General features: G+C 37.0%; 20 protein-coding genes. 11 read left to right on the plus strand and 9 right to left on the minus strand.

Going from position 1 to position 19,027, the window contains the following annotated elements; translation table 11 throughout:
- Positions 1–20 precede the first annotated feature (20 nt).
- From MHH88_RS08360 to gdhA, 3 genes are all read right to left on the minus strand, one after another.
- The gene (locus tag MHH88_RS08360; protein WP_339262383.1) at positions 21–674 is read right to left on the minus strand and encodes a Yip1 family protein; all 654 of its coding nucleotides are present in this window, start codon (positions 672–674) and stop codon (positions 21–23) included.
- A 172-nt stretch (positions 675–846) separates the two neighbouring features.
- Complete coding sequence (locus MHH88_RS08365; RefSeq protein ID WP_025219181.1) at positions 847–1,533, minus strand: phosphoribosylaminoimidazolesuccinocarboxamide synthase; 687 nt, start codon at positions 1,531–1,533, stop codon at positions 847–849.
- Positions 1,534–1,775: 242 nt separating this feature from the next.
- Positions 1,776–3,149, minus strand: coding sequence for an NADP-specific glutamate dehydrogenase (gene gdhA / locus MHH88_RS08370; protein WP_069511515.1), 1,374 nt, complete (start codon positions 3,147–3,149; stop codon positions 1,776–1,778).
- Positions 3,150–3,336: 187 nt separating this feature from the next.
- Here gdhA and MHH88_RS08375 point away from each other — a divergent pair, with 187 nt between their 5' ends.
- The 4 genes from MHH88_RS08375 (at position 3,337) to MHH88_RS08390 (ending at position 5,986) form a co-directional block, all read left to right on the plus strand.
- Positions 3,337–3,810: a DUF188 domain-containing protein gene (locus tag MHH88_RS08375; protein ID WP_339262386.1), complete on the plus strand. Its 474-nt coding sequence runs from the start codon at positions 3,337–3,339 to the stop codon at positions 3,808–3,810.
- Positions 3,800–5,122 carry a D-serine ammonia-lyase gene (locus tag MHH88_RS08380; protein WP_103977005.1) on the plus strand — a complete coding sequence of 441 codons (1,323 nt, stop codon included), beginning with the start codon at positions 3,800–3,802 and terminating at the stop codon, positions 5,120–5,122. The genes MHH88_RS08375 and MHH88_RS08380 overlap by 11 nt, the downstream gene beginning before the upstream one ends.
- Before the next feature lie 163 nt (positions 5,123–5,285).
- On the plus strand, positions 5,286–5,657 hold the full coding sequence (locus tag MHH88_RS08385; protein ID WP_339262388.1) for a DUF1963 domain-containing protein: 372 nt from the start codon (positions 5,286–5,288) through the stop codon (positions 5,655–5,657).
- Positions 5,582–5,986: a DUF1963 domain-containing protein gene (locus MHH88_RS08390; RefSeq protein ID WP_339263018.1), complete on the plus strand. Its 405-nt coding sequence runs from the start codon at positions 5,582–5,584 to the stop codon at positions 5,984–5,986. Before MHH88_RS08385 ends, MHH88_RS08390 begins: the two co-directional genes overlap by 76 nt.
- Before the next feature lie 84 nt (positions 5,987–6,070).
- Here MHH88_RS08390 and MHH88_RS08395 read toward each other — a convergent pair whose 3' ends face one another.
- Entirely contained in the window at positions 6,071–7,243 is a 1,173-nt protein-coding gene (locus MHH88_RS08395; protein WP_339262390.1) for an alanine--glyoxylate aminotransferase family protein, read from the minus strand.
- Positions 7,244–7,450: 207 nt separating this feature from the next.
- On the minus strand, positions 7,451–7,939 hold the full coding sequence (locus tag MHH88_RS08400) for a hypothetical protein (RefSeq protein WP_339262392.1): 489 nt from the start codon (positions 7,937–7,939) through the stop codon (positions 7,451–7,453).
- A gap of 440 nt (positions 7,940–8,379) precedes the next feature.
- Between MHH88_RS08400 and MHH88_RS08405 the strand changes: the two genes are divergently transcribed.
- Positions 8,380–9,585 carry an MFS transporter gene (locus tag MHH88_RS08405; RefSeq protein ID WP_339262394.1) on the plus strand — a complete coding sequence of 402 codons (1,206 nt, stop codon included), beginning with the start codon at positions 8,380–8,382 and terminating at the stop codon, positions 9,583–9,585.
- A 59-nt stretch (positions 9,586–9,644) separates the two neighbouring features.
- On the opposite strand, the gene MHH88_RS08410 is transcribed toward MHH88_RS08405, so the two are convergent.
- The gene (locus MHH88_RS08410) at positions 9,645–10,889 is read right to left on the minus strand and encodes a ferric reductase-like transmembrane domain-containing protein (RefSeq protein WP_339262396.1); all 1,245 of its coding nucleotides are present in this window, start codon (positions 10,887–10,889) and stop codon (positions 9,645–9,647) included.
- 217 nt (positions 10,890–11,106) lie between these two features.
- Between MHH88_RS08410 and MHH88_RS08415 the strand changes: the two genes are divergently transcribed.
- Positions 11,107–11,595: a metal-dependent hydrolase gene (locus MHH88_RS08415; RefSeq protein ID WP_103977000.1), complete on the plus strand. Its 489-nt coding sequence runs from the start codon at positions 11,107–11,109 to the stop codon at positions 11,593–11,595.
- 96 nt (positions 11,596–11,691) lie between these two features.
- Here MHH88_RS08415 and MHH88_RS08420 read toward each other — a convergent pair whose 3' ends face one another.
- Positions 11,692–12,513, minus strand: a complete 822-nt coding sequence (locus MHH88_RS08420; protein ID WP_258041052.1) for a squalene/phytoene synthase family protein — start codon at positions 12,511–12,513, stop codon at positions 11,692–11,694.
- Between the two features lie 266 nt (positions 12,514–12,779).
- Between MHH88_RS08420 and MHH88_RS08425 the strand changes: the two genes are divergently transcribed.
- Positions 12,780–13,514: an SDR family oxidoreductase gene (locus MHH88_RS08425; RefSeq protein ID WP_339262397.1), complete on the plus strand. Its 735-nt coding sequence runs from the start codon at positions 12,780–12,782 to the stop codon at positions 13,512–13,514.
- Positions 13,515–13,951: 437 nt separating this feature from the next.
- Positions 13,952–14,788 carry a type II pantothenate kinase gene (gene coaW, locus MHH88_RS08430; RefSeq protein ID WP_339262399.1) on the plus strand — a complete coding sequence of 279 codons (837 nt, stop codon included), beginning with the start codon at positions 13,952–13,954 and terminating at the stop codon, positions 14,786–14,788.
- Positions 14,789–14,849: 61 nt separating this feature from the next.
- Here the strand turns inward: coaW and MHH88_RS08435 are convergent, their stop codons facing one another.
- On the minus strand, positions 14,850–17,330 hold the full coding sequence (locus MHH88_RS08435) for a LuxR C-terminal-related transcriptional regulator (protein WP_339262400.1): 2,481 nt from the start codon (positions 17,328–17,330) through the stop codon (positions 14,850–14,852).
- A gap of 209 nt (positions 17,331–17,539) precedes the next feature.
- Here MHH88_RS08435 and MHH88_RS08440 point away from each other — a divergent pair, with 209 nt between their 5' ends.
- The 3 genes from MHH88_RS08440 to MHH88_RS08450 all read left to right on the plus strand — a co-directional run bounded on the left by MHH88_RS08440 (position 17,540) and on the right by MHH88_RS08450 (position 18,413).
- Positions 17,540–17,764 (plus strand): hypothetical protein, encoded by a 225-nt coding sequence (locus MHH88_RS08440; protein ID WP_081327935.1) that lies wholly within the window; start codon positions 17,540–17,542, stop codon positions 17,762–17,764.
- 16 nt (positions 17,765–17,780) lie between these two features.
- Complete coding sequence (locus MHH88_RS08445; protein ID WP_162832722.1) at positions 17,781–17,921, plus strand: hypothetical protein; 141 nt, start codon at positions 17,781–17,783, stop codon at positions 17,919–17,921.
- Between the two features lie 165 nt (positions 17,922–18,086).
- Entirely contained in the window at positions 18,087–18,413 is a 327-nt protein-coding gene (locus tag MHH88_RS08450; protein ID WP_339262403.1) for a DUF3889 domain-containing protein, read from the plus strand.
- A gap of 30 nt (positions 18,414–18,443) precedes the next feature.
- On the opposite strand, the gene MHH88_RS08455 is transcribed toward MHH88_RS08450, so the two are convergent.
- Complete coding sequence (locus tag MHH88_RS08455) at positions 18,444–18,998, minus strand: DJ-1/PfpI family protein (RefSeq protein ID WP_025219190.1); 555 nt, start codon at positions 18,996–18,998, stop codon at positions 18,444–18,446.
- Between the last annotated feature and the right edge of the window lie 29 nt (positions 18,999–19,027).

The following is a 19,027-nucleotide window of genomic DNA, read 5'->3' on the forward strand; positions in this document are numbered from 1 at the left end:
AATTGAGAGGGGAGATTTTTTTAAATCATACTGATACCGATTATTCCGATGAATATGATAATAAGAAGGATAAATAGTATGATTACACCAACAATTGAAGGAATAAGAACTGTAAAGAATGCCTTCCAATTTGAAAATCGATGTGCTTCTGCTACAACCCCAACTGTAATAACTATAGACCAAATGCTAGTAACAGCTGTCATGAGTAGCGACGGCCAAAAAATCCAAGGGGCTGATTCTATATAGTTAGCATCCATTAAAGACTCAGGTGATGTAAATAGCCATATTAAGTAGAATGGAATAAGCGCAATAAATGGTACACCCGCTAAGCTCAATCCTTTAAACATTTCGGAAAACGTTGCACTACCTTTAAATAATTTACCGACTAACCAAAAAATTAGGGTAGAAAACGCTGTACCAATAATTGCTGAAATCGGTGCTAAAATCACACAGAATAGCACGATAATCCAAGGGGATACATTAAGTAAAAAATCACTATCTATAAGACCAGTAAGCATAGCACCAATATAGGCAATGGACATAATAAGAATTGCATAACCGATTGATTTGGCATCAATCATATAGCGAGCAGTTTGCTTTGGATGCATCCAAGTAGACAGAAACGGATTCACTTTAGACCTTTCTTGTTGTGGTGTTTCATTATAGTTTTCCATTAAAGTACCTCCAAAGATGATAATATATGTTTCTATTCAATATACGAGTGAAGTGGTAAAAGGTTTCAAAAAATTTTTGATAGATTGGGGATTTTGGATTGAATGTAAAAACATTACTACTAAACAATAAAGAAAACCCCTCCATGCATTGGTTGCATGAAGGGGTTAGTGATTAGTCAGCTAACATAATTTTTTCAAGCTCTAATGGCTCAATATATTGTTCACCTTTGTAAGCGCGCATATTGCCGCCAGAAATTTCATCAATTAATAATATTTCATTTGTTTGAGCGTCACGCCCAAATTCTAATTTAATATCGTAAAGTGTTAAGCCTTTTTTCGCAAGCTCTGCACCAACAAATTTAGAAATTTCAATTGTGCGTTGTTTTAAAATAGCATATTCTTCATGTGTTAACAGGTTTAACATCGCTAAAGCATCTTCAGAAATTGGAGGATCTAGACGATCATCATCTTTGATTGTTACTTCTACGAAAGAATCTAAAGGTTGTCCTTCTTGTACGTAAGCACCATAGCGACGTAGGAAAGAACCAACAGCTTTAAATCGGCAAATAACTTCTAACCCTTTTCCAAAAACCGTTGCGGGCTTTACAGTCATTGTAGCATCATCGAAGTTTGCGTCTACGTAGTGAGTAGGGACACCTTGTTCGTTTAGTTTTGAGTAGAAATAAGAAGTTAGGCGAAGACCTGCAAGACCTGCACCATCAATTGTTAAACCAACAGTATTTGCGCCTGGATCGAATACGCCATTTTCACCAGTTACATCATCTTTAAATTTTAATAAATAATGACCATCTTCTAATTTGAACACATTTTTCGTTTTACCTGTATACAATAATTCCACAAAAAACCCTCCAATATTCATAGTACACTGTAATTATAACACGAATGTTTTAATTATTTAATATAAATAATGTTCGTTTTAATCTTTATTATACTTATTTTTTCACCTATATTCTACAAAAAAATAAGATGATAACGAATGTTCGTTATCATCTCAAGTGAAATTAAGAAGATTCTAAATTTAATCAATAGGTTCTAGTTACTAGATGCTAGAAAGATTGAATAAATTATAAAAGGATTTTATTAATATACGCCTTCAGACAGCATACCATCAGCAACTTTAATAAAGCCAGCGATGTTTGCACCAACAACTAAGTTGCCTGGGTAACCGTATTTATCAGCAGCAGCTTTACTATCTGCATAGATATTTTTCATAATTTGGTGTAACTTCGCATCTACTTCTTCAAATGACCAGAATACACGGCTTGAATCTTGTGCCATTTCTAGTGCAGAGACAGCCACACCGCCAGCATTTGCTGCTTTAGCAGGGCCAAATAATACGCCAGCATTTAAAAATTCGTTAATTGCTTCAAGGTCAGATGGCATGTTAGCACCTTCACCAATTGCTTTTACACCGTTTGAGATTAATGTACGAGCAGCGTCGCCATTGATTTCGTTTTGTGTAGCACATGGAAGCGCAATATCACATGGAATTGACCAAATTCCTGTACAACCTTCTGTAAATGTAGCATTTGGACGGTAATTAACGTAAGTTGATATACGGTCACCTTTTACTTCTTTAATTTCTTTAACAGCATCAAGATCTAAACCTTCTGGATCATAGATATAGCCTGAAGAGTCAGAGCAAGCAACTACTTTTGCACCGTAGGCTTGAGCTTTTTCAATTGCGTAAGTCGATACATTACCTGAACCAGAAACGACAACTGTTTTACCTTCGAAAGAATCATTTGCATCTTTTAACATTTCTTTTACAAAGTATACTGTACCGTAACCAGTTGCTTCTTTACGAGCTAATGAACCACCATAACCAGGAGTTTTACCTGTTAATACGCCAGATTCATTTGCTTTTGTTAAACGTTTATATTGACCCCATAGATAACCCACTTCACGAGCACCTACACCGATATCACCAGCAGGAACATCGACATCTGGCCCAATATGACGGTATAATTCAGTCATGAATGCTTGGCAGAAACGCATGATTTCTGAATCGGATTTACCTTTTGGATTAAAGTTAGATCCACCTTTACCACCACCGATTGGTTGACCAGTTAAAGCATTTTTAAAGATTTGCTCAAAACCTAAAAACTTAATAATCGATTCGTTTACTGAAGGGTGGAAACGAAGTCCACCTTTGTAAGGACCCATTACATTGCTGTATTGAACGCGATAACCACGGTTCACTTGTACTTGGTTGTTATCATCTTGCCAAGCGACACGGAATGAAATGATGCGATCCGGCTCAACGATACGAGAAAGAATATTTGCTTTAATATATTCAGGGTGTTGTGCAAATACAGGCACTAATGAAAGGAAAATTTCTTCAGCTGCTTGTAAAAACTCCGCTTGATGGCTATTTTGTTGTTTAAGTTGCTCGAACACGCCGTCAACGTATTCTTGTGCTAATTGTTCATTGCTTAAAGTTGTTGTTGTCATAATGAAAACCTCCAAATTGGTTGATAGGTGTATCGTATATCTATTTTTCACACTATTCAATAAAATACTTTTTCCAAGTTGGTTAAGTTTGTGAAAAAATGAGCAAATAGGGTCGAGAAAATACTATATTAAAATAATATCAAAGTGCTTGATTAATCTAATAATGAGAAGGGAATGATGCCTTATTGTGAAGGTATTAATTGACGCTGATGCCTGTCCAGTCGTGGATTTAGCGCTATCTATATCATCTGGGTTTGAGATTGAAACTATCTTGTTTTGCGATACATCCCACCGTATTGAACGTGATAATGTAATAACAATTATTGTACCAAAGGGTCCAGATTCGGTTGATTTCACGCTAGTGAATGCGCTTTCAAAACATGATATTGTCATTACACAGGATTACGGTTTAGCGGCCATGGTGTTGGCACGTGGAGGTTATCCAATCGATCAAAATGGCAGGGAAATGTCTAGTGAAAATATCGAACGTTTGCTCGATATGCGCCATGTTGGGCAGAAGATTAGACGAGCTGGAGGACGAACCAAGGGACCGAAAAAAAGAACGAAAGAAAATAATATGCTGTTTGAAATGAAATTTCGACAAATTTGTGAACGAGCAATTTTAGCGCAAAAAATGGAGGAATCAACAGATGGAAAATGACCTAAAACACGAATTATTTCACCAATATCCACTATTAGAAAAGATAAAAAATCGGGAGACTGTATTTTGGAAGAATACAAAATGGATGAAAAAGGCAAAAACGACGCTCTTTTCTAAGGAGGAGGTTAAAGAGGCGGAAGAAACGCTGCAACGCTTTTCTTCCTATTTAATTATTGCTTATCCTGAGCTATTAGAGAGTAAAGGACTGATTGAATCGCCTATTCAACAAATTGCACAAATGAAGAAGGCACTCGAGAAAATGTTCGCACTATCTATTCCAGGTAATTTCGTTTTAAAATGTGATCACTTATTGCCTATCTCTGGCTCCATCAAAGCTCGTGGTGGAATCTATGAAGTTTTAAAGCACGCAGAGCGTTTGGCAATTGCTAATGGTAAGTTAACAGTAGAAGATGATTATGCGGTGTTCGCCACTGAAGAACTAAGGACGTTTTTTCAGCAGTATACGATTGCGGTAGGTTCAACCGGTAATTTAGGGCTCAGTATCGGCATAATGGCCACAAAATTAGGGTTCAATGTCGTTGTACATATGTCGAGTGACGCAAAAGAGTGGAAGAAAGCGTTGTTAAGAGAAAAAGGTGCAACGGTTATTGAATATAAAGCAGACTATAGTGTTGCTGTAGAACAGGGGCGTCTGGAAGCTTCACAAGATCCCATGTGTCATTTTATTGATGATGAAAATTCAAAAGATTTATTTGCTGGCTATGCAGTAGCAGCAAAACGTTTAAAAGTCCAGTTAGAAAAGACAAACATTCAAGTGGACCAAGCACATCCATTGTTCGTTTATTTACCATGTGGGGTAGGAGGTGGCCCTGGTGGGGTAGCTTATGGTTTACGTGAAATATTCGGGGAGCATGTTCATATATTTTTTGCCGAGCCAACTGCCTCACCTTGCATGACAATTGGGCTTATGACAGGCTTACATGACGCAATCAGTGTAGAAGATATTGGCTTGGACAATCAAACAGAGGCAGATGGTCTTGCTGTAGGGCGTGCTTCTAAATTTGTAGGGAAAGTGATGGAATCGTATATTAGCGGTTGCTATACCGTAAAAGATGAAGAATTGTTTATGTCCCTTGCTTTAGCCATGGAAAGTGAAGGGGTATTTTTAGAGCCTTCTGCACATGCAGGCATGTTTGGCCCCATTCATTTGTTAAAGAACGGGCAAGATTATATAGAGAAGCATCATTTACAGGATAAAATGGAACAAGCTACACATCTTGTATGGGCAACAGGGGGAAGTATGGTGCCACAAGAGATGCGGGAAGAGTACATGGCGAAGGTGAACATGTAGCAAAAATAAATAATGAAACACAGTTAATGATAACATGTTGAGTAAAGTCAAAAAAAGACAGATATGCGTTGTTAGAGTGGTATCTGTCTTTTTATTTAGAAACTCTTTTACAGGATGTTAATTAGCAAATTATTTTTAGTTAATAAGAAAGGATTGAACGATATTGAAGGATTCTTTAAAGCAGGCGATTATTTTACAAGCAGTAGAGGAGTCAGTTACTTATACAGATAGTAAATTAGGTGGAAGACCATATTGTAAATTAGGTGATGACTTCCCAGTACATAGTAGTGGCATACCGTATATGTTTATAGCACAGCTAAATTTTGCAAAGCTACCTAAGCTAGAAGATTATCCACAGCAAGGGCTTCTACAGTTTTTGTGTTGGCGGATGAAGAGTATGGTGTTTACAAGGATGGCTACTATTGTCGGTATTATTCGGACTTTGATCCCTCCCATGATATCGAGCCATTTTCAGATGAAGAAATGGAGTATGAGCTATGTGAACCCATTATTTTTGGGGGTCCTTATGCATTGAAGGCAACATTACTTCAAGAGCTAGTCCCGTATACGGATCCTCGCTCCGTTCATTATGACTTACCAATAGAGAATCCTTCTTATTCAAAGTACTTTGATGAAACAGATGGTAGTGGAACGAAAATAGGTGGCTATGCATTTATGGATAAAAATAGCTTTGATGAAAAAAATAGCAATGCTGAGTTACTATTTCAATTAGATATGGAAGGCAATGCTAAAAAAACATATGCTATGATAGCAGACTCGGGTACATTACAATTTTTTATAGAACGAGATTCGTTAATTGCAAAGGATTTTACTCAACTTTATTATTATCTTTATAGTCTGTAAGAAAATTGTCTAGATAAGAAAAAATGTTAGAACGACTTTAGTCAATCTAACATTTTTTCTCTTCTGTCCTCATAGGTCAGCTAATTAGGGGCTTGTAATCGTATTCGCCTGTGCGGCTAAAAACACTTTATGTGCTGCGCTGACACCTGCACCTGGCTCAAAGTCATAGGCAAAGTCTTGCAATGCCGCTTCCATTAAAGAAACGGCTTGTAAAATATCGCTAGGGAAGCAGTAGCCCATATGCCCAAATCTAAAAATTTCCCCTTGCAAAGGCCCGAGACCACCAGCAAAATCTAAATGATAGTGTTGTTTAAGGTGATGTAAAAATGCATCTAATGCAATTCCTTTTGGCGCCATGATAGCAGTAATCGTTGGTGAAGCGAACTCATCCGTTGTCAATAATTCCATGTGAAGAGCTGTCATTGCACTGCGCACCATATTTTTCATCAAATCATGGCGTGCAACAGTGTGAGCAAAGCCACCTTCTTCTTCAATGAGTTTACATACTTCACGTAATCCATAAATAAGTGTGATGGTAGGGGTATTAGGTGTCATCCCTTTGTGAGCCCAATCACGATAGCTCAATAAATTTAAGTAATAAGAGGGCATAGTATTGTCTTCGATAACTTTCCAAGCTCTGTCACTAACGCTAACGAGAGAAAGCCCAGGTGGAAGCATCATCGCCTTTTGCGAGCCTGTTACGAGGATATCAATTCCCCATGCATCCATCTCAGCAGGAGCTCCACCAATACAGCTTACGCCATCAACGATAACTAACGCATCGCTTTCTTCACGCACGACTTGTGCTAACGCTGCAATGGGATTTAAAATACCTGTTGACGTTTCGTTGTACGTAATAAAAACAGCTTTAATATGTTGTAAAGGTTGTAAAAAAGTACGCAACTCTTCAGCTGTGCATGCTTGTCCCCATTGTTTTGCCAGCTTATGTACGTTAAAGCCATATTTTTCGCAAATTGAAACGAAATAATCTCCAAAAGCCCCTACGGTAATAACAACAACATCATCGCCCGCATTAACGGTATTGACAGCTGCAGCCTCCAGTGCCGCTGTGCCACCAGATGGAAGCAATAATATGTCCTGCTTCGTGCCGAAAACAGCTTTCACTAGCTCTGTCGTTTCACGATATAGCTCAACAAATTCATTGCTTCGATGGCTGAAGATATCTCGGTTCATTGCAAGTTGCACTTTTTTAGGAATCGGTGTAGGTCCTGGATGTCTTAAAATATTTTCATACATAAATAAAATCCCCTTTGTTTAAAAATTAGAAATTCTAAATTTTCTAACTATAATATAGCATATTCAGCGTGAACGCTGGCTTCATTTTGGAAAAAATATTGGAAATAGGAGGGGGAATGAACAGAAACGATAGGGTATAAGCACAAAAAAATCCGCTTTCCGTTTTGCTGGACGAAAAGGGATTTAAAGAGGCTCTTTACACTACAACTATACGATAAATGGTCGTTTCATACGGATTAAGCCGTAGATAGCATAGAATAAGCCACATGTAATAATAGATAAAATAATGTAGAGAACTGCTTTTCCAGACTCACCAGTCCATCGGAATAGAAGACGATATGTGTAGTAAACCCAATAGCCGAACATAACAAGTGAAGCAATAAATCCAACTAATGGGACGAACGAAATGATAAATAATGCTGCATAAATGAATGTTGTTTTTTTCGCTGCTGCACGTATTGTCGCATCATCATCACCATTGGCGGTAAGTAGAAATAAACTATAAATATTGATAATCGGAATCCATGCAATATAAGCTACATCGCTAAAACCATTTGTTTTCGAAGCCATAAAATAAATAAGTGCATTCACAACGTACCCAATAATTAACATGCCCAATAATACGAAAAAGAAAACCACCATGAAACCACCAAAGACTGCATCATAATCACTATAATACGGATCATAATAATTCATTAAAACTCTCCCCTTTCAACACGTTTATTTGAGCACATAAAATCCACATCATTTCCCGAGAAAAGTCCTATAAAAATGGACTAATTACTTTAGGCAACATTACATCACTTTATGATATCATCCAGTTCAACATGCTCTGTAATTAAATAAAAAAGCAACTATTTTTTATAAATATCGGTATAATTGTAAGTGAAATTTATTGTATGGAAAATAAAAATATAGAAAAATAAGTTATTCACTATAAAAATTTGATAAATCTTAATCCCCCTGATTTATCAGCTAGCAGAAGGAGACCGTTTGTATGAATTGTCCAATTTAAAAATCGCTCATTTTAATGAATGGTATTTCGTTAAAAATGGGGGAGGCAAGTTGCATGAATCGTCCAATTTAAAATCGCCCATTTCAATGAATTTATTTTCTTAAAAAATGGGGGATAGTTTATGAAATTGGGTAGGAATTTTTTGTTATTACTTGTAGGGCAGTCACTTGCCAATATAGGTGACGTTTTATATATCGTAAGTGTTATTCATACCATTTATCTTTTAACAGGATCAGCTATTGCCGCATCCTTTGTGCCATTTACGATTGCAACATCGATGTTTATGTCCAGTATATTGACGCCGCTTCTGTTCGAGAAGGTGAATTTAAAGTGGTTAATGGCGGGGTCGCAAATCGGAAAAACGTGTTTATTATTTGGCTTAGGGCTACTGTTATTAGGGATCTCCGCAACGAATTATTACTTGTTGTTTATTGCCATCAGTATGATTGCATTTCTTGATGGCTGTGCCAATCCTATAAGACAGACATTGGTTCCTTATTATGTGAAGGATGAACAATTATTGAAAGCAAATGGCATAGATGAAGGAGTCACGCAATTTATTCAATCAATTATGTGGTTCGTCGGTAGCCTATTTTTGCTTGTTCTCAGCTCTCAGCAACTTATTTGGGTTGTGGGATGTTTGTTCGCCATAGCGAGTTTGGTATTATCTTTATTAGAAAATATAGACCAACAATCACTCGAACAACAAGGGAAAATAGATCAGGTTGTTAAAGGCTGGAAAACATTGTGGAATACCCCTTTGTTACGTCAAATCGTATGGATTGATATTCTTGAAACCATTGCGGGTACGGTATGGATTGCAGCCATTATATTGGTATTTGTCCATGATGCTTTGCATGTTGACAAGCGATGGTGGGGCTTTATCAATGGCACGTATTTTGTGGGATTAATAGTGGGCAGCATTTATTGTGTGAAATATAGCGCATCCATTGAAAAGAACATAGCGCAAGTGATGGTGATGGGGTCATTATTTACGTGTATTGCCACCATTTTTTTCAGTGTCAACAGCATGCCGATGATTGCATTATTTTTAACTTTTTGTGTAGGGCTTTTTGGGCAAATAAAGAGCATCCCACAGCATACCGTTATTCAAACAAGTGTTTCAAGAAATGAATTATCTGCTGTTTATACGGCTTTAAGCGCTATCTTAACAGGGGGATTTGGCATTGCCTCTTTAGTAATGGGCATAATAGCCGATGTATTCGGCATAAGAATAGTATTTTTGATTTCGGGTCTATTACTAGCAATAGTAAGTATCTTAATCAGTAAAAATAGACAGTTATTTGTAATCAAAATAAATCAATAATAAAGAGGCTTCCATCTCTTCTACGGGATGGAAGCCTCTTTTATTTGGAAATAAGGCTATTATTTAAATTTAAAAGCTTCAAAGTTGATATCGATATCGTTAGCGCTAGATTTAAACTGTTTTGTAAAACGTTTTACCATTTTTTCAGGCCCACACATAAAGATACTCGTATGGGCTGGCACTGAAACATCATCAAATGTAAGCCTGTCCATAGTAGTCGTATCAATAAAATTCACTTTGAAATGTTTATTGTTTTCTGCATACTTTTGTAAAAAATCTTTGTGGATCGCATCGTTGTGTCCACGGTAAGTGTAAAATAACTCAATATCTCGATTGGTAGGATTAGATTGTAAATACGATAAAAAAGGTGTTATACCTACACCGCCAGCTATCCAAATTTGTTGCTGATAACCTTTGTCAAAATCTAGATGACCATAGGGGCCTTCAACAGCTACTTTTGAATCTACTTGTATCAGTGCGTTGACCTTTTTAGTAAAATCTCCAAGTGCCTTAATCGTTACATATATTTTTTGCCCATCTCCACCTGAAATAGAGAAGGGATGTGGCGCTTTTTCTAGCCCCGTTTGGAAAATTTTTAAAAAGATATATTGGCCGTTTTGATAACTCAGTTTGCGATCTAAAGTTAATTCTAATTCAACAGCACTGTTACCTAATTTTCGAATGCCCGAAACTTTACCCGTATGTTTAAACCGCATGTCTTGATACATTGTCAGCATGTACAGAGCGGACATAGTCCCGACAATAGCAGTAATTGCTGTAAATATCCCTAAAGGTGTCGGTTGAAACAAATCATATCTACTTGAGAAGTATGCATGGTAAAGACCTAATGCATAAGGAATTAACAATAGGCGGTGGATATAGCGCCAATGCTCATATTTTAGAAATTTAGCAAATAATGCTATCACTATAAGTCCGATAAAGCCATTTTGCGCAAGCTCTCCAAGTTCTTTTGCAAATTCACTCAGCGGCGTTTCAATCGCGTTATCTCCATGTGGAACCAAATCCTGTAATTGACTGTGTAGAATGACTAACCCTAATGACAAAATCGCCAAATATTTGTGGTACATATAAACATATTCTAATCCGTGAAACCATTTTTCAAGGATTTTCACTCTTGTTGCTAATAAAAATACTAGAAAAAATCCAGTAAGTGCCAATCCTCCAACGATGTGACTAAGCTTATTTAACACATGTATCGATTCAATCGGAGTGGCAAAATACCAGAGTAAGCCGCTGCCACACATTGTTATTAAAATAAATAGCATCCCTTTATACGATTTCATAGTAACCTCCAGTAATCATTTTTCTCTCTCGACATACTAGATATACACTAAGTTACTGAATTATTTCTGATATTTTGATGTTCGTGTAATAAATTATTAAAAAGATAGCACGTTGTAAAATAAAAACATATGTTTGGAATGTATGTTCTATTTTAATGAGGAATATGGTACAGTAGAAAAGTAACACGTTTAATACATATAAAGTGAGGGAGATATCATGCAAGGGAATACACATATTGTTGGAGGCATCACAGCTAGCCTTGCTTTTGCACAAATTTCGAATGATAATCCATTTGTATTAGTAGGAGCGGGTGTACTCGGTGCATTACTTCCAGATATTTGCCACGGAGGAAGTAAAATCGGGAGAACCTTTCCTCTTATTTCAAAAATGGTAAACAAACTATTTGGACATCGCTCTTTTACACATAGTTTATTGTTTGTGTTTTTGGTAGCGATATTGTTACAGACAATTATTCCATATCCGTCGATTGTTGCGGGACTTTTAATAGGGATGTCGAGTCACATTATATTGGATATGGGAACGAAACAGGGAGTGAAGCTTTTCTTTCCATTCAACATGTCGGTTCGTTTTCCACTAACAACAAGAACAGGTGGAAAAGTAGAAAAGATTGTATTTACATTATTATCTGTACTTTCGCTATACTTGAGCTATGAGCTAATTAGTCGATTCATTAGCGAAATATAAAAGCAAAGCCCTTGTCTTAAGCTTACTTAAGACAAGGGCCTATGCATTTTTATAAATTGAAGTGAATTGTCTGAATTGTTTGGGTGTCAGGCACCTCTATTCTCCTTGCACTTCTTCTACTGTTTGCTCCACTTCTGCGCGTGTCATTTTTTCACGACCTTCTTGCATCGCTTTCAATGTTTTGTGCGCTAGCGCAAGTGGAAGTCGGCAGAACAACAAAATGGTACGCTTATTAATAGCCTCCATATAAAGATCTGCTTTGGCTAAATTCTCCTCTGCATAGGCAAATAAATCTTCTCGTGTCCAACCGTCCGGCACGAAGCTGACACCACGCTCATCTAAATCTTCATGCTGGTTACGTAAAATATTGACGGCTTGTAGTCCGCGACCATAGCCAATCGCTAAATCACGATCTGTTTGAATGTCAGCACCCCACGCCCATAACTCTGACAGCATCGTTCCAACGAGTCCTGCCACATAGTATGTATAGTCGTCTAAATCTTCACGTGTATGCACTTGCCAGTTGGCTTTTGCCCATTTTCCCATACCATAAGCCATTTCACTTGTAGAAGCTTGGACAATTTTTCGAGAGCCATCTGGACAAAATGTTAGCCAATCTGCTAGGCGAAGGGAAACTTCAGGCAGTTGATCAGCATATGGAGCTACTAAGGTTTGATATGCTACAGCATCGAATTCATTTTTTAATAATTCACTTATTGCTGAAAGTAAATCAAACTTCACATCATTCGATAGCTTTTCATGGTCTTCAATTTCGTCAATGGCACGCATCGCTAAATAAGCAGCGGCAACAGACATTTTTAAATCATTTTTTAAAAAAGTAATAGGTATATAAAATGTGCGACTCGTTTCTTTTAAAACATGCATCGCTTCTTTATAAAGTGTTTTTTGATCTTTCACTTGTATTCCTCCGTTCAAATGGTCAAGCCTCTATCTATATCGTATCGCAAAACAGGAGAAAGATAAAACAGATTGTTTAAATTCCAGTCATAATCTTTGAAAACATTGCAAATATATGATAAAGTTTAATAGTAAACTATTTAAAGCTATACAGTATTTGAATATTGGTAATAGTTTTAAAGTACTTGGTGACTGTTGGTATAAAAAGATACGTTACAGCGCTTAAGACGCTTAGGCGAAATAGAACAGAGAGGAAGTTTTTATTCATGGGTCGTTTAGACAACAAAATTGCAATTATTACAGGTGGCGCATCAGGTATGGGTGCTTCAATGGCAGAATTATTCACTAAAGAGGGCGCAATCGTCATCGCTGCGGATATTAACGAAGAAAATTTAGCTAAAATTTCTGAATTAGACAATGTAGAAGGTATGAAATTAGATGTTTCATCTGATGAAAACTGGGCTGCATTTACAAAAGCAGTTATTGATAAATACGGTCGAATTGATATTTTAATCAACAATGCTGGTATTTCTTCACAAAAATCTCCACAAGATATTACAGACCAAGATTGGGCCATTATGCACAAAATTAACTCATTCGGTCCGTTTTTAGGAATTAAACACGTTTCTAAATACATGAAAGAGGCAGGTAAAGGCTCCATCGTTAATACATCTTCATACACAGCTATCATCGGTTCGGGCTTAAACTCATATACAGCATCAAAAGGTTCTTTACGCGCCATTGCACGTGCTGCGGCTGCTGAATTAGGAAAATCTAACATTCGGGTAAACACAGTATTCCCTGGTGTAATTGAAACACCAATGACTGCGAACATCGGTCAATTTAAAGAAGCAATGGATATGTTAGTTCGTGCTACTCCAATGGGTCGTCTTGGCCAACCAGAAGAAGTTGCCAATGCTATTTTATTCTTAGCATCTGATGAAGCTTCTTATATTACAGGTGGCGAACTAGTAATTGATGGCGGATATTCTGCACAATAATTATGTTAGCTTGTTATACGATTTACAAAAAGAGTCGACTGTTTTGACAGTGGCTCTTTTTTTACATAAAATTCAATAATTTGTTTAATTTATCTATTTAACGTGCTATTTTTCATGTTATTTTATATGAAAGTTCGCCAAGTTATTGCACAATCATTTCAACAGCGGTAAAGTTTAGGGAGAGCGAATATTCAATTTTGCCTCTTGCGTAATGATCGCTGACCTTTCGCTTTCACGCAAAATAAAGTGCGTCAGGATTTTGAATTGTGCATACACAAAAACTCCTTTTGAAATCCGTGACAATCGCCGGAGGCATGAACTTTTATCAGTTAGTGTTTAGACACACGCTGAATAAAAGAGTAAACTAGTATTCATATTCAACTAACCATCTATTTAGGTAGAAAAATTTCTGCTGAATAAAGTTAAAGGAGAATGGTATGCCAAAGGCTATAGGTATTGATACAGGTGGCACATTGACGAAAGTTGCTTATTTAGACGAGCACAATGAGCTTATTTTAACAACTTTTCCGTCCAATGATTTGCAGTCTGTAATGGAGTGGATTCGAAATAATCCAGATATTGAGGATATTGGTGTTACGGGGGGACGTACAGAACAATTACTTGATGTCATCAAAACAATGAAATCGATTCATTATATAGTAGAGTTTGAAGCTACATTGAAGGGAGTTCGTTTTTTACTGAATAAAGAAGGATACTTTTTCGAGCGTAGTATGATTACCAATATTGGTACGGGAACGTCAATCCATTATATGGAGGGGAACACCCATATACGTGTAGGAGGGACAGGCGTTGGCGGCGGAACCTTGATTGGATTGTCAGCGCTTACAACAGGGATTACAGATTACAATGAAATCCGAGAGATGGCTACAAAGGGTAATCGCGAAGGGGTAGACTTACTTGTCAAAGATATTTATCAAGGTATGGATACACCTATTGACGGGCATTTAACGGCAAGTAATTTTGGTAAAGTCAGTATTACCGAAGAATTGAAACAACCAGCAGAGGATATTATTGCCACTGTTCAAGGTCTCGTTGGTGAGGTTATTACGACGCTTAGTATACAATATGCCGAGGAAAAAAATGCCCAACATATTGTATATATTGGCTCTACCCTAAGTTATAATGAACATCTTGCACAAGTCATTGCTAATTATACACGCACGAAAAAGCATACACCTGTTTTTATCAATGACCACGGTTTTTCCGGTGCAGTCGGTGCCTTACTTAACATAACTGAATATACAATTGTCTAAAGGACAAATAAAAATGTACATCACTAACGTTTTTAGTGATGTACATTTTTTTTACGAATTGCTATCGTTGGTTTTTAAGTGCAATTACTTTCGCTCTTGAATTGACACCGAGCTTACTATAAATAGTAGATAAATAAACGCGAACTGTACCATTAGATAGATGCAGCTGTTTGGCTATTTCTTGATTGCTCAGCCCTTTTGTTAATAAATCCAAGAGTTCTTGTTCGCGCGGGGTAAGTAAATCATTCGGTTCCTTACTCACTGTACAATTTTTTTGTAAATAGTCAAAATAACTTTTAGGGACAGGATTCCATTTAGATGGTAGGGACTCTAATTGGAAATACTGGTTGAGAAGGGGCAGTATTTCTTTTTCGTCTAATAGAGTACGGACGTAGTAAAACTTTGCTGCCAATTGTAGCGCCTCGTGTAAAGTATCTAAAGCAATATCATGGTTGTCTAAACGAAGTTGACAAACCGCTTCAAGAACGGTTGCTTCAATAATTGTCCCAACTTGCTCGTCTTGTTGTGCTTTTGTTTTAACTTGTACGACGATAGATAATGCATCATTTGGTTGTTTCTTTACTAATAATAACCTAGCATACACTAGCATCCAAAACGGCTGTTTCGTTTTTGTTGCTTGTAGGATAGACTCTGCACGCTCGCCATCACCCTCCACAATGTAACAAAAAGCAATCATAATTTGGATAGTATTTCGCCAATGTTTTTCAACAACATCTTCTAACAGTTGTGTCAGCATAGCGCGCGCAGTATTGGTTTGCTGTTGATGCGTGTAAATGTTAGCCTTTAGCAAATACATAGGAACAAATAAATTAGGATCTGGCTGTTGTTGAGTTAATTGGATTGCAATATCAAGCTCCTTTTGCGCATCTTCTAGTAAATTTCTCTCATAGTACACCTCAGCAGCAATGCCAGATATATAGGCGGTCACATATAATGTTTTAAAATTTGTATTCCGAAATAGCTGTGTAATTTTTGGAACTTCATCCATTGCAGGTAATTTGCCTTTTGAAGCTAAATTTGTGCGCGAAAGTTTATATTCAAAATTGTTGTAGGGCATTCGTACTTTATCCCAACGACACGGAGCTTGTTGTGTAGTAAGCTGCCTTTCTAATAATTCTTTCACCGTTTGTAATTTTCCACCCGAGGCAACTAAGGCATATGCTTTGGTTCGTTCGTAAATATTCGCGATAGCTATATTTTCTTTTTGTTCCATCCATTGTTCAGTGAGTTGACGCTGTTCAAGCTCTTCCATTATAGAGGTAGCGGTTGTCATCTCTAATATTGAAATTGCCCGTTCATAGCCCACAATAAGCATTTCATAGGGAACTGTTTGTTGATTGTCTCTTAGCTGTTGTAGCCAGCGCATAAAAGTTGCTGTTTGACCTGATAAAAAAAGTTGAACAAGATGATGAGAAATCCATTGTTGGGCTTGCTCATACAATTGATGTTTTAATGCTAATTCAATCGCTGAAGTGTAATCACCTTTTGCATAAATTAATTGAACCGTTTTTTCGACAAGGGACTTTATTTCTTGTGCGGTATATTGTTTCATCAGTTCTTCTTGTAATGCTTCAGCAAATAAATGGTGATAGCGGAACACAAGTTTTGATGATTGAAGACAAACTGTGAACAGACCATTTTCTTCTAAATAAGCTAATAGTTCTGCACTATTCGTCCCCTCTATTAATTGGTCACATATAGCAGGCTCTAATTCATGTAAAAAAGAGGTTCTCAACAGAAAATTTTGTATTGTTTTTGGGAGTTTATGAATAATGCCTTGCCACAAAAAATTAGAAATAAATGGTTGTACTTCATTAAAATTAGTTAAACTCGTTAATAGTAATCCTGCGATCCATCCTTCTGTTTTATTTTGTATTGTTTGTAATTGTTGTTCGTTTAATGAGATTGAATTTTTTAACGAAAAAAACTGCTTTGTTTCTTGGTTAGTAAAGCGTAAATGTTCGGTATTGCATTCAAGGACCCATTGTTTTACTCGCCATATCGCAATCGGTAATGCAAGAGCTGTTCGAGTAGTCAAATATATATGAACATGCGAGGGGAGTTGTTCGATTAGTTTAATCATCGTACGGTGGATTGTTTCGTTTTCTATTAAATGGTAATCGTCCATAACAAGATGCAAGCATTTTTCAACCATATTTAGTTCGTGGATAAACGACTCTATCAGAAAATCGAAAGTGGAAACATCTTGCCCTTGTAATAGTGATGCGAGCACTTGATCGACATCTGTTTCACAGGCTTTCGCGACTGCCTGAAAGACAAAAGTCCAATATCTACTAGGATCATTATCTGCTTGGTCTATTGCGACCCAAGCAATGGGGTGTTGTGAATGGTTAAGCCATTGACTTAACAGTGTTGTTTTGCCGTAGCCTGCTGGCGCGCGAAGGATAGTAACCCTTTTTTGTTCATTTTCACGAAAGAAATCATATAATCTAGGTCTTTCTATTGTTTCGGTCGTACTATAAGGCACATTTAATTTAGCGGATGATAGAGAACTTGACATGGTATGTCTCCTTTTATGATTTAAGTTATGACGTACAGTGAAAGTATTATGTAGTATATCTTCTTAATAATATATGAAGTTTGCTAGATTGTTTATTACTATTTGTCAATATGGCAAGTCTTGCAGTAGTTGGAATTTTTCCATTGAAGTTTTCACCATAGCATAAAACCTTCACGCGTGCGCACATTACAAGTAGGAGGTGAATATCTGTGGGAAATAGAAATAACAAAAATAATAATAAAACAATGAATAAAAGAACACATAATCCTTTTGGAACGTATAAAAGTAAAGACCTTGATGATAGTAATAGTAACAACAACAACCCAAATGATAATTTAAACGAAGAATTCAGTGCGGAATTTGATGCCAAAGCGAAAAATAAAAACAATAAAACGAACCATGATAAAAATCAACAATCCAATAAAAAGAGCTAAATAGGGGGCGTTAGCAATGGCAAAGAAAAGTAAAACAAGCTTCAAAAAGAAAAAGAAAGAAGATACACATAAAAGAAATGATCGGGAAGAATATTCAGCCGAATTTAATCAAGTTATTCATAATAATCCCCAACAACCAAGCAAAAAAAGTCGTTAAGTCAATTTATGTGGAATGCTCCAAGTTACCATTTGGAGCATTTTTAGTTTCAGCAGGGCTAAACAAATACATACATTTTAACAAGACGATTTTCTTTATTTTTGCTTAAGGCATAATGATTCTAAGGATGTTGCACATTCTATAAAAAAGAAAGGGGCTTACAACATGCGAAAAATACTTGCGGCACTCGGGATTATGATGACAGTTTTGGCGCTTCCACAACAAATGCCAGATACCCATGCTCAACAACAAACACCTGCTTATGCAAAATGGGGAAAGCTTGCGATTGAAAAAACACAGTCATCCTATCCTAATTCAAAAATTATTGACTATTTGCATGAAGGCAGTGAAATAAAAGAAGAGGCGACGATTGAAAAATTTAAACTGTGGTTACAAGAGGGTGACAAAGAATTTGGTGTTTATGTAACAATAAAATATACGACCAAAACACAACAAGTAGTTGATATCGAGCTTCAGGAAACGTCGAAATAGAGGATACCTTTTTTGGTATCCTCTTCTTCCTTATGCTTCTATTTTTTTGATAAACTCACGCATTAATCCAGGTAAATCTGGCCATGCATGACCACTGACAAGGTTCCCATCGGAGTGCAGATTTGCGTCGATATACGTACCGCCTGCGACTTGGACTTCCGGTTTGCAGGCGATATAAGCTGTTAGTTCGCGACCTTTTAGGACTTCTGGTATTGTCGCGAAAATTTGTGCTGCATGGCAAACCGCTGCGATTGGTTTGTTTGCTTCAAAGAAATGACTTACAAGCGCCGGTACATGCTCATTTAAGCGGATGTATTCAGGGGCACGCCCACCAGGAATAATTAAACCATCAAATTGTGCTGGATCGATATCCGCGAAGGCTGCATTTGCTTCTATGCCATATGCTGGACGCTCGATATACGTATCGACACCATCCACAAAATCATGACAAACCGTTTGCATCTTTTTTACTGACGGAGCGGCAATTGTAACATGATAGCCTGCCTCTAAACAGCGGTAATATGGATAGTAAATCTCTAAAGCTTCTACCGCATCACCTGCGATAATTAGTATGTTTTTCCCCATGTTTCCATCTCCCTTTTTTAGTGTCTAGT

Origin of the sequence: Lysinibacillus sp. FSL K6-3209 (assembly GCF_037976175.1) — a bacterium.
Taxonomy (GTDB): domain Bacteria; phylum Bacillota; class Bacilli; order Bacillales_A; family Planococcaceae; genus Lysinibacillus; species Lysinibacillus sphaericus_D.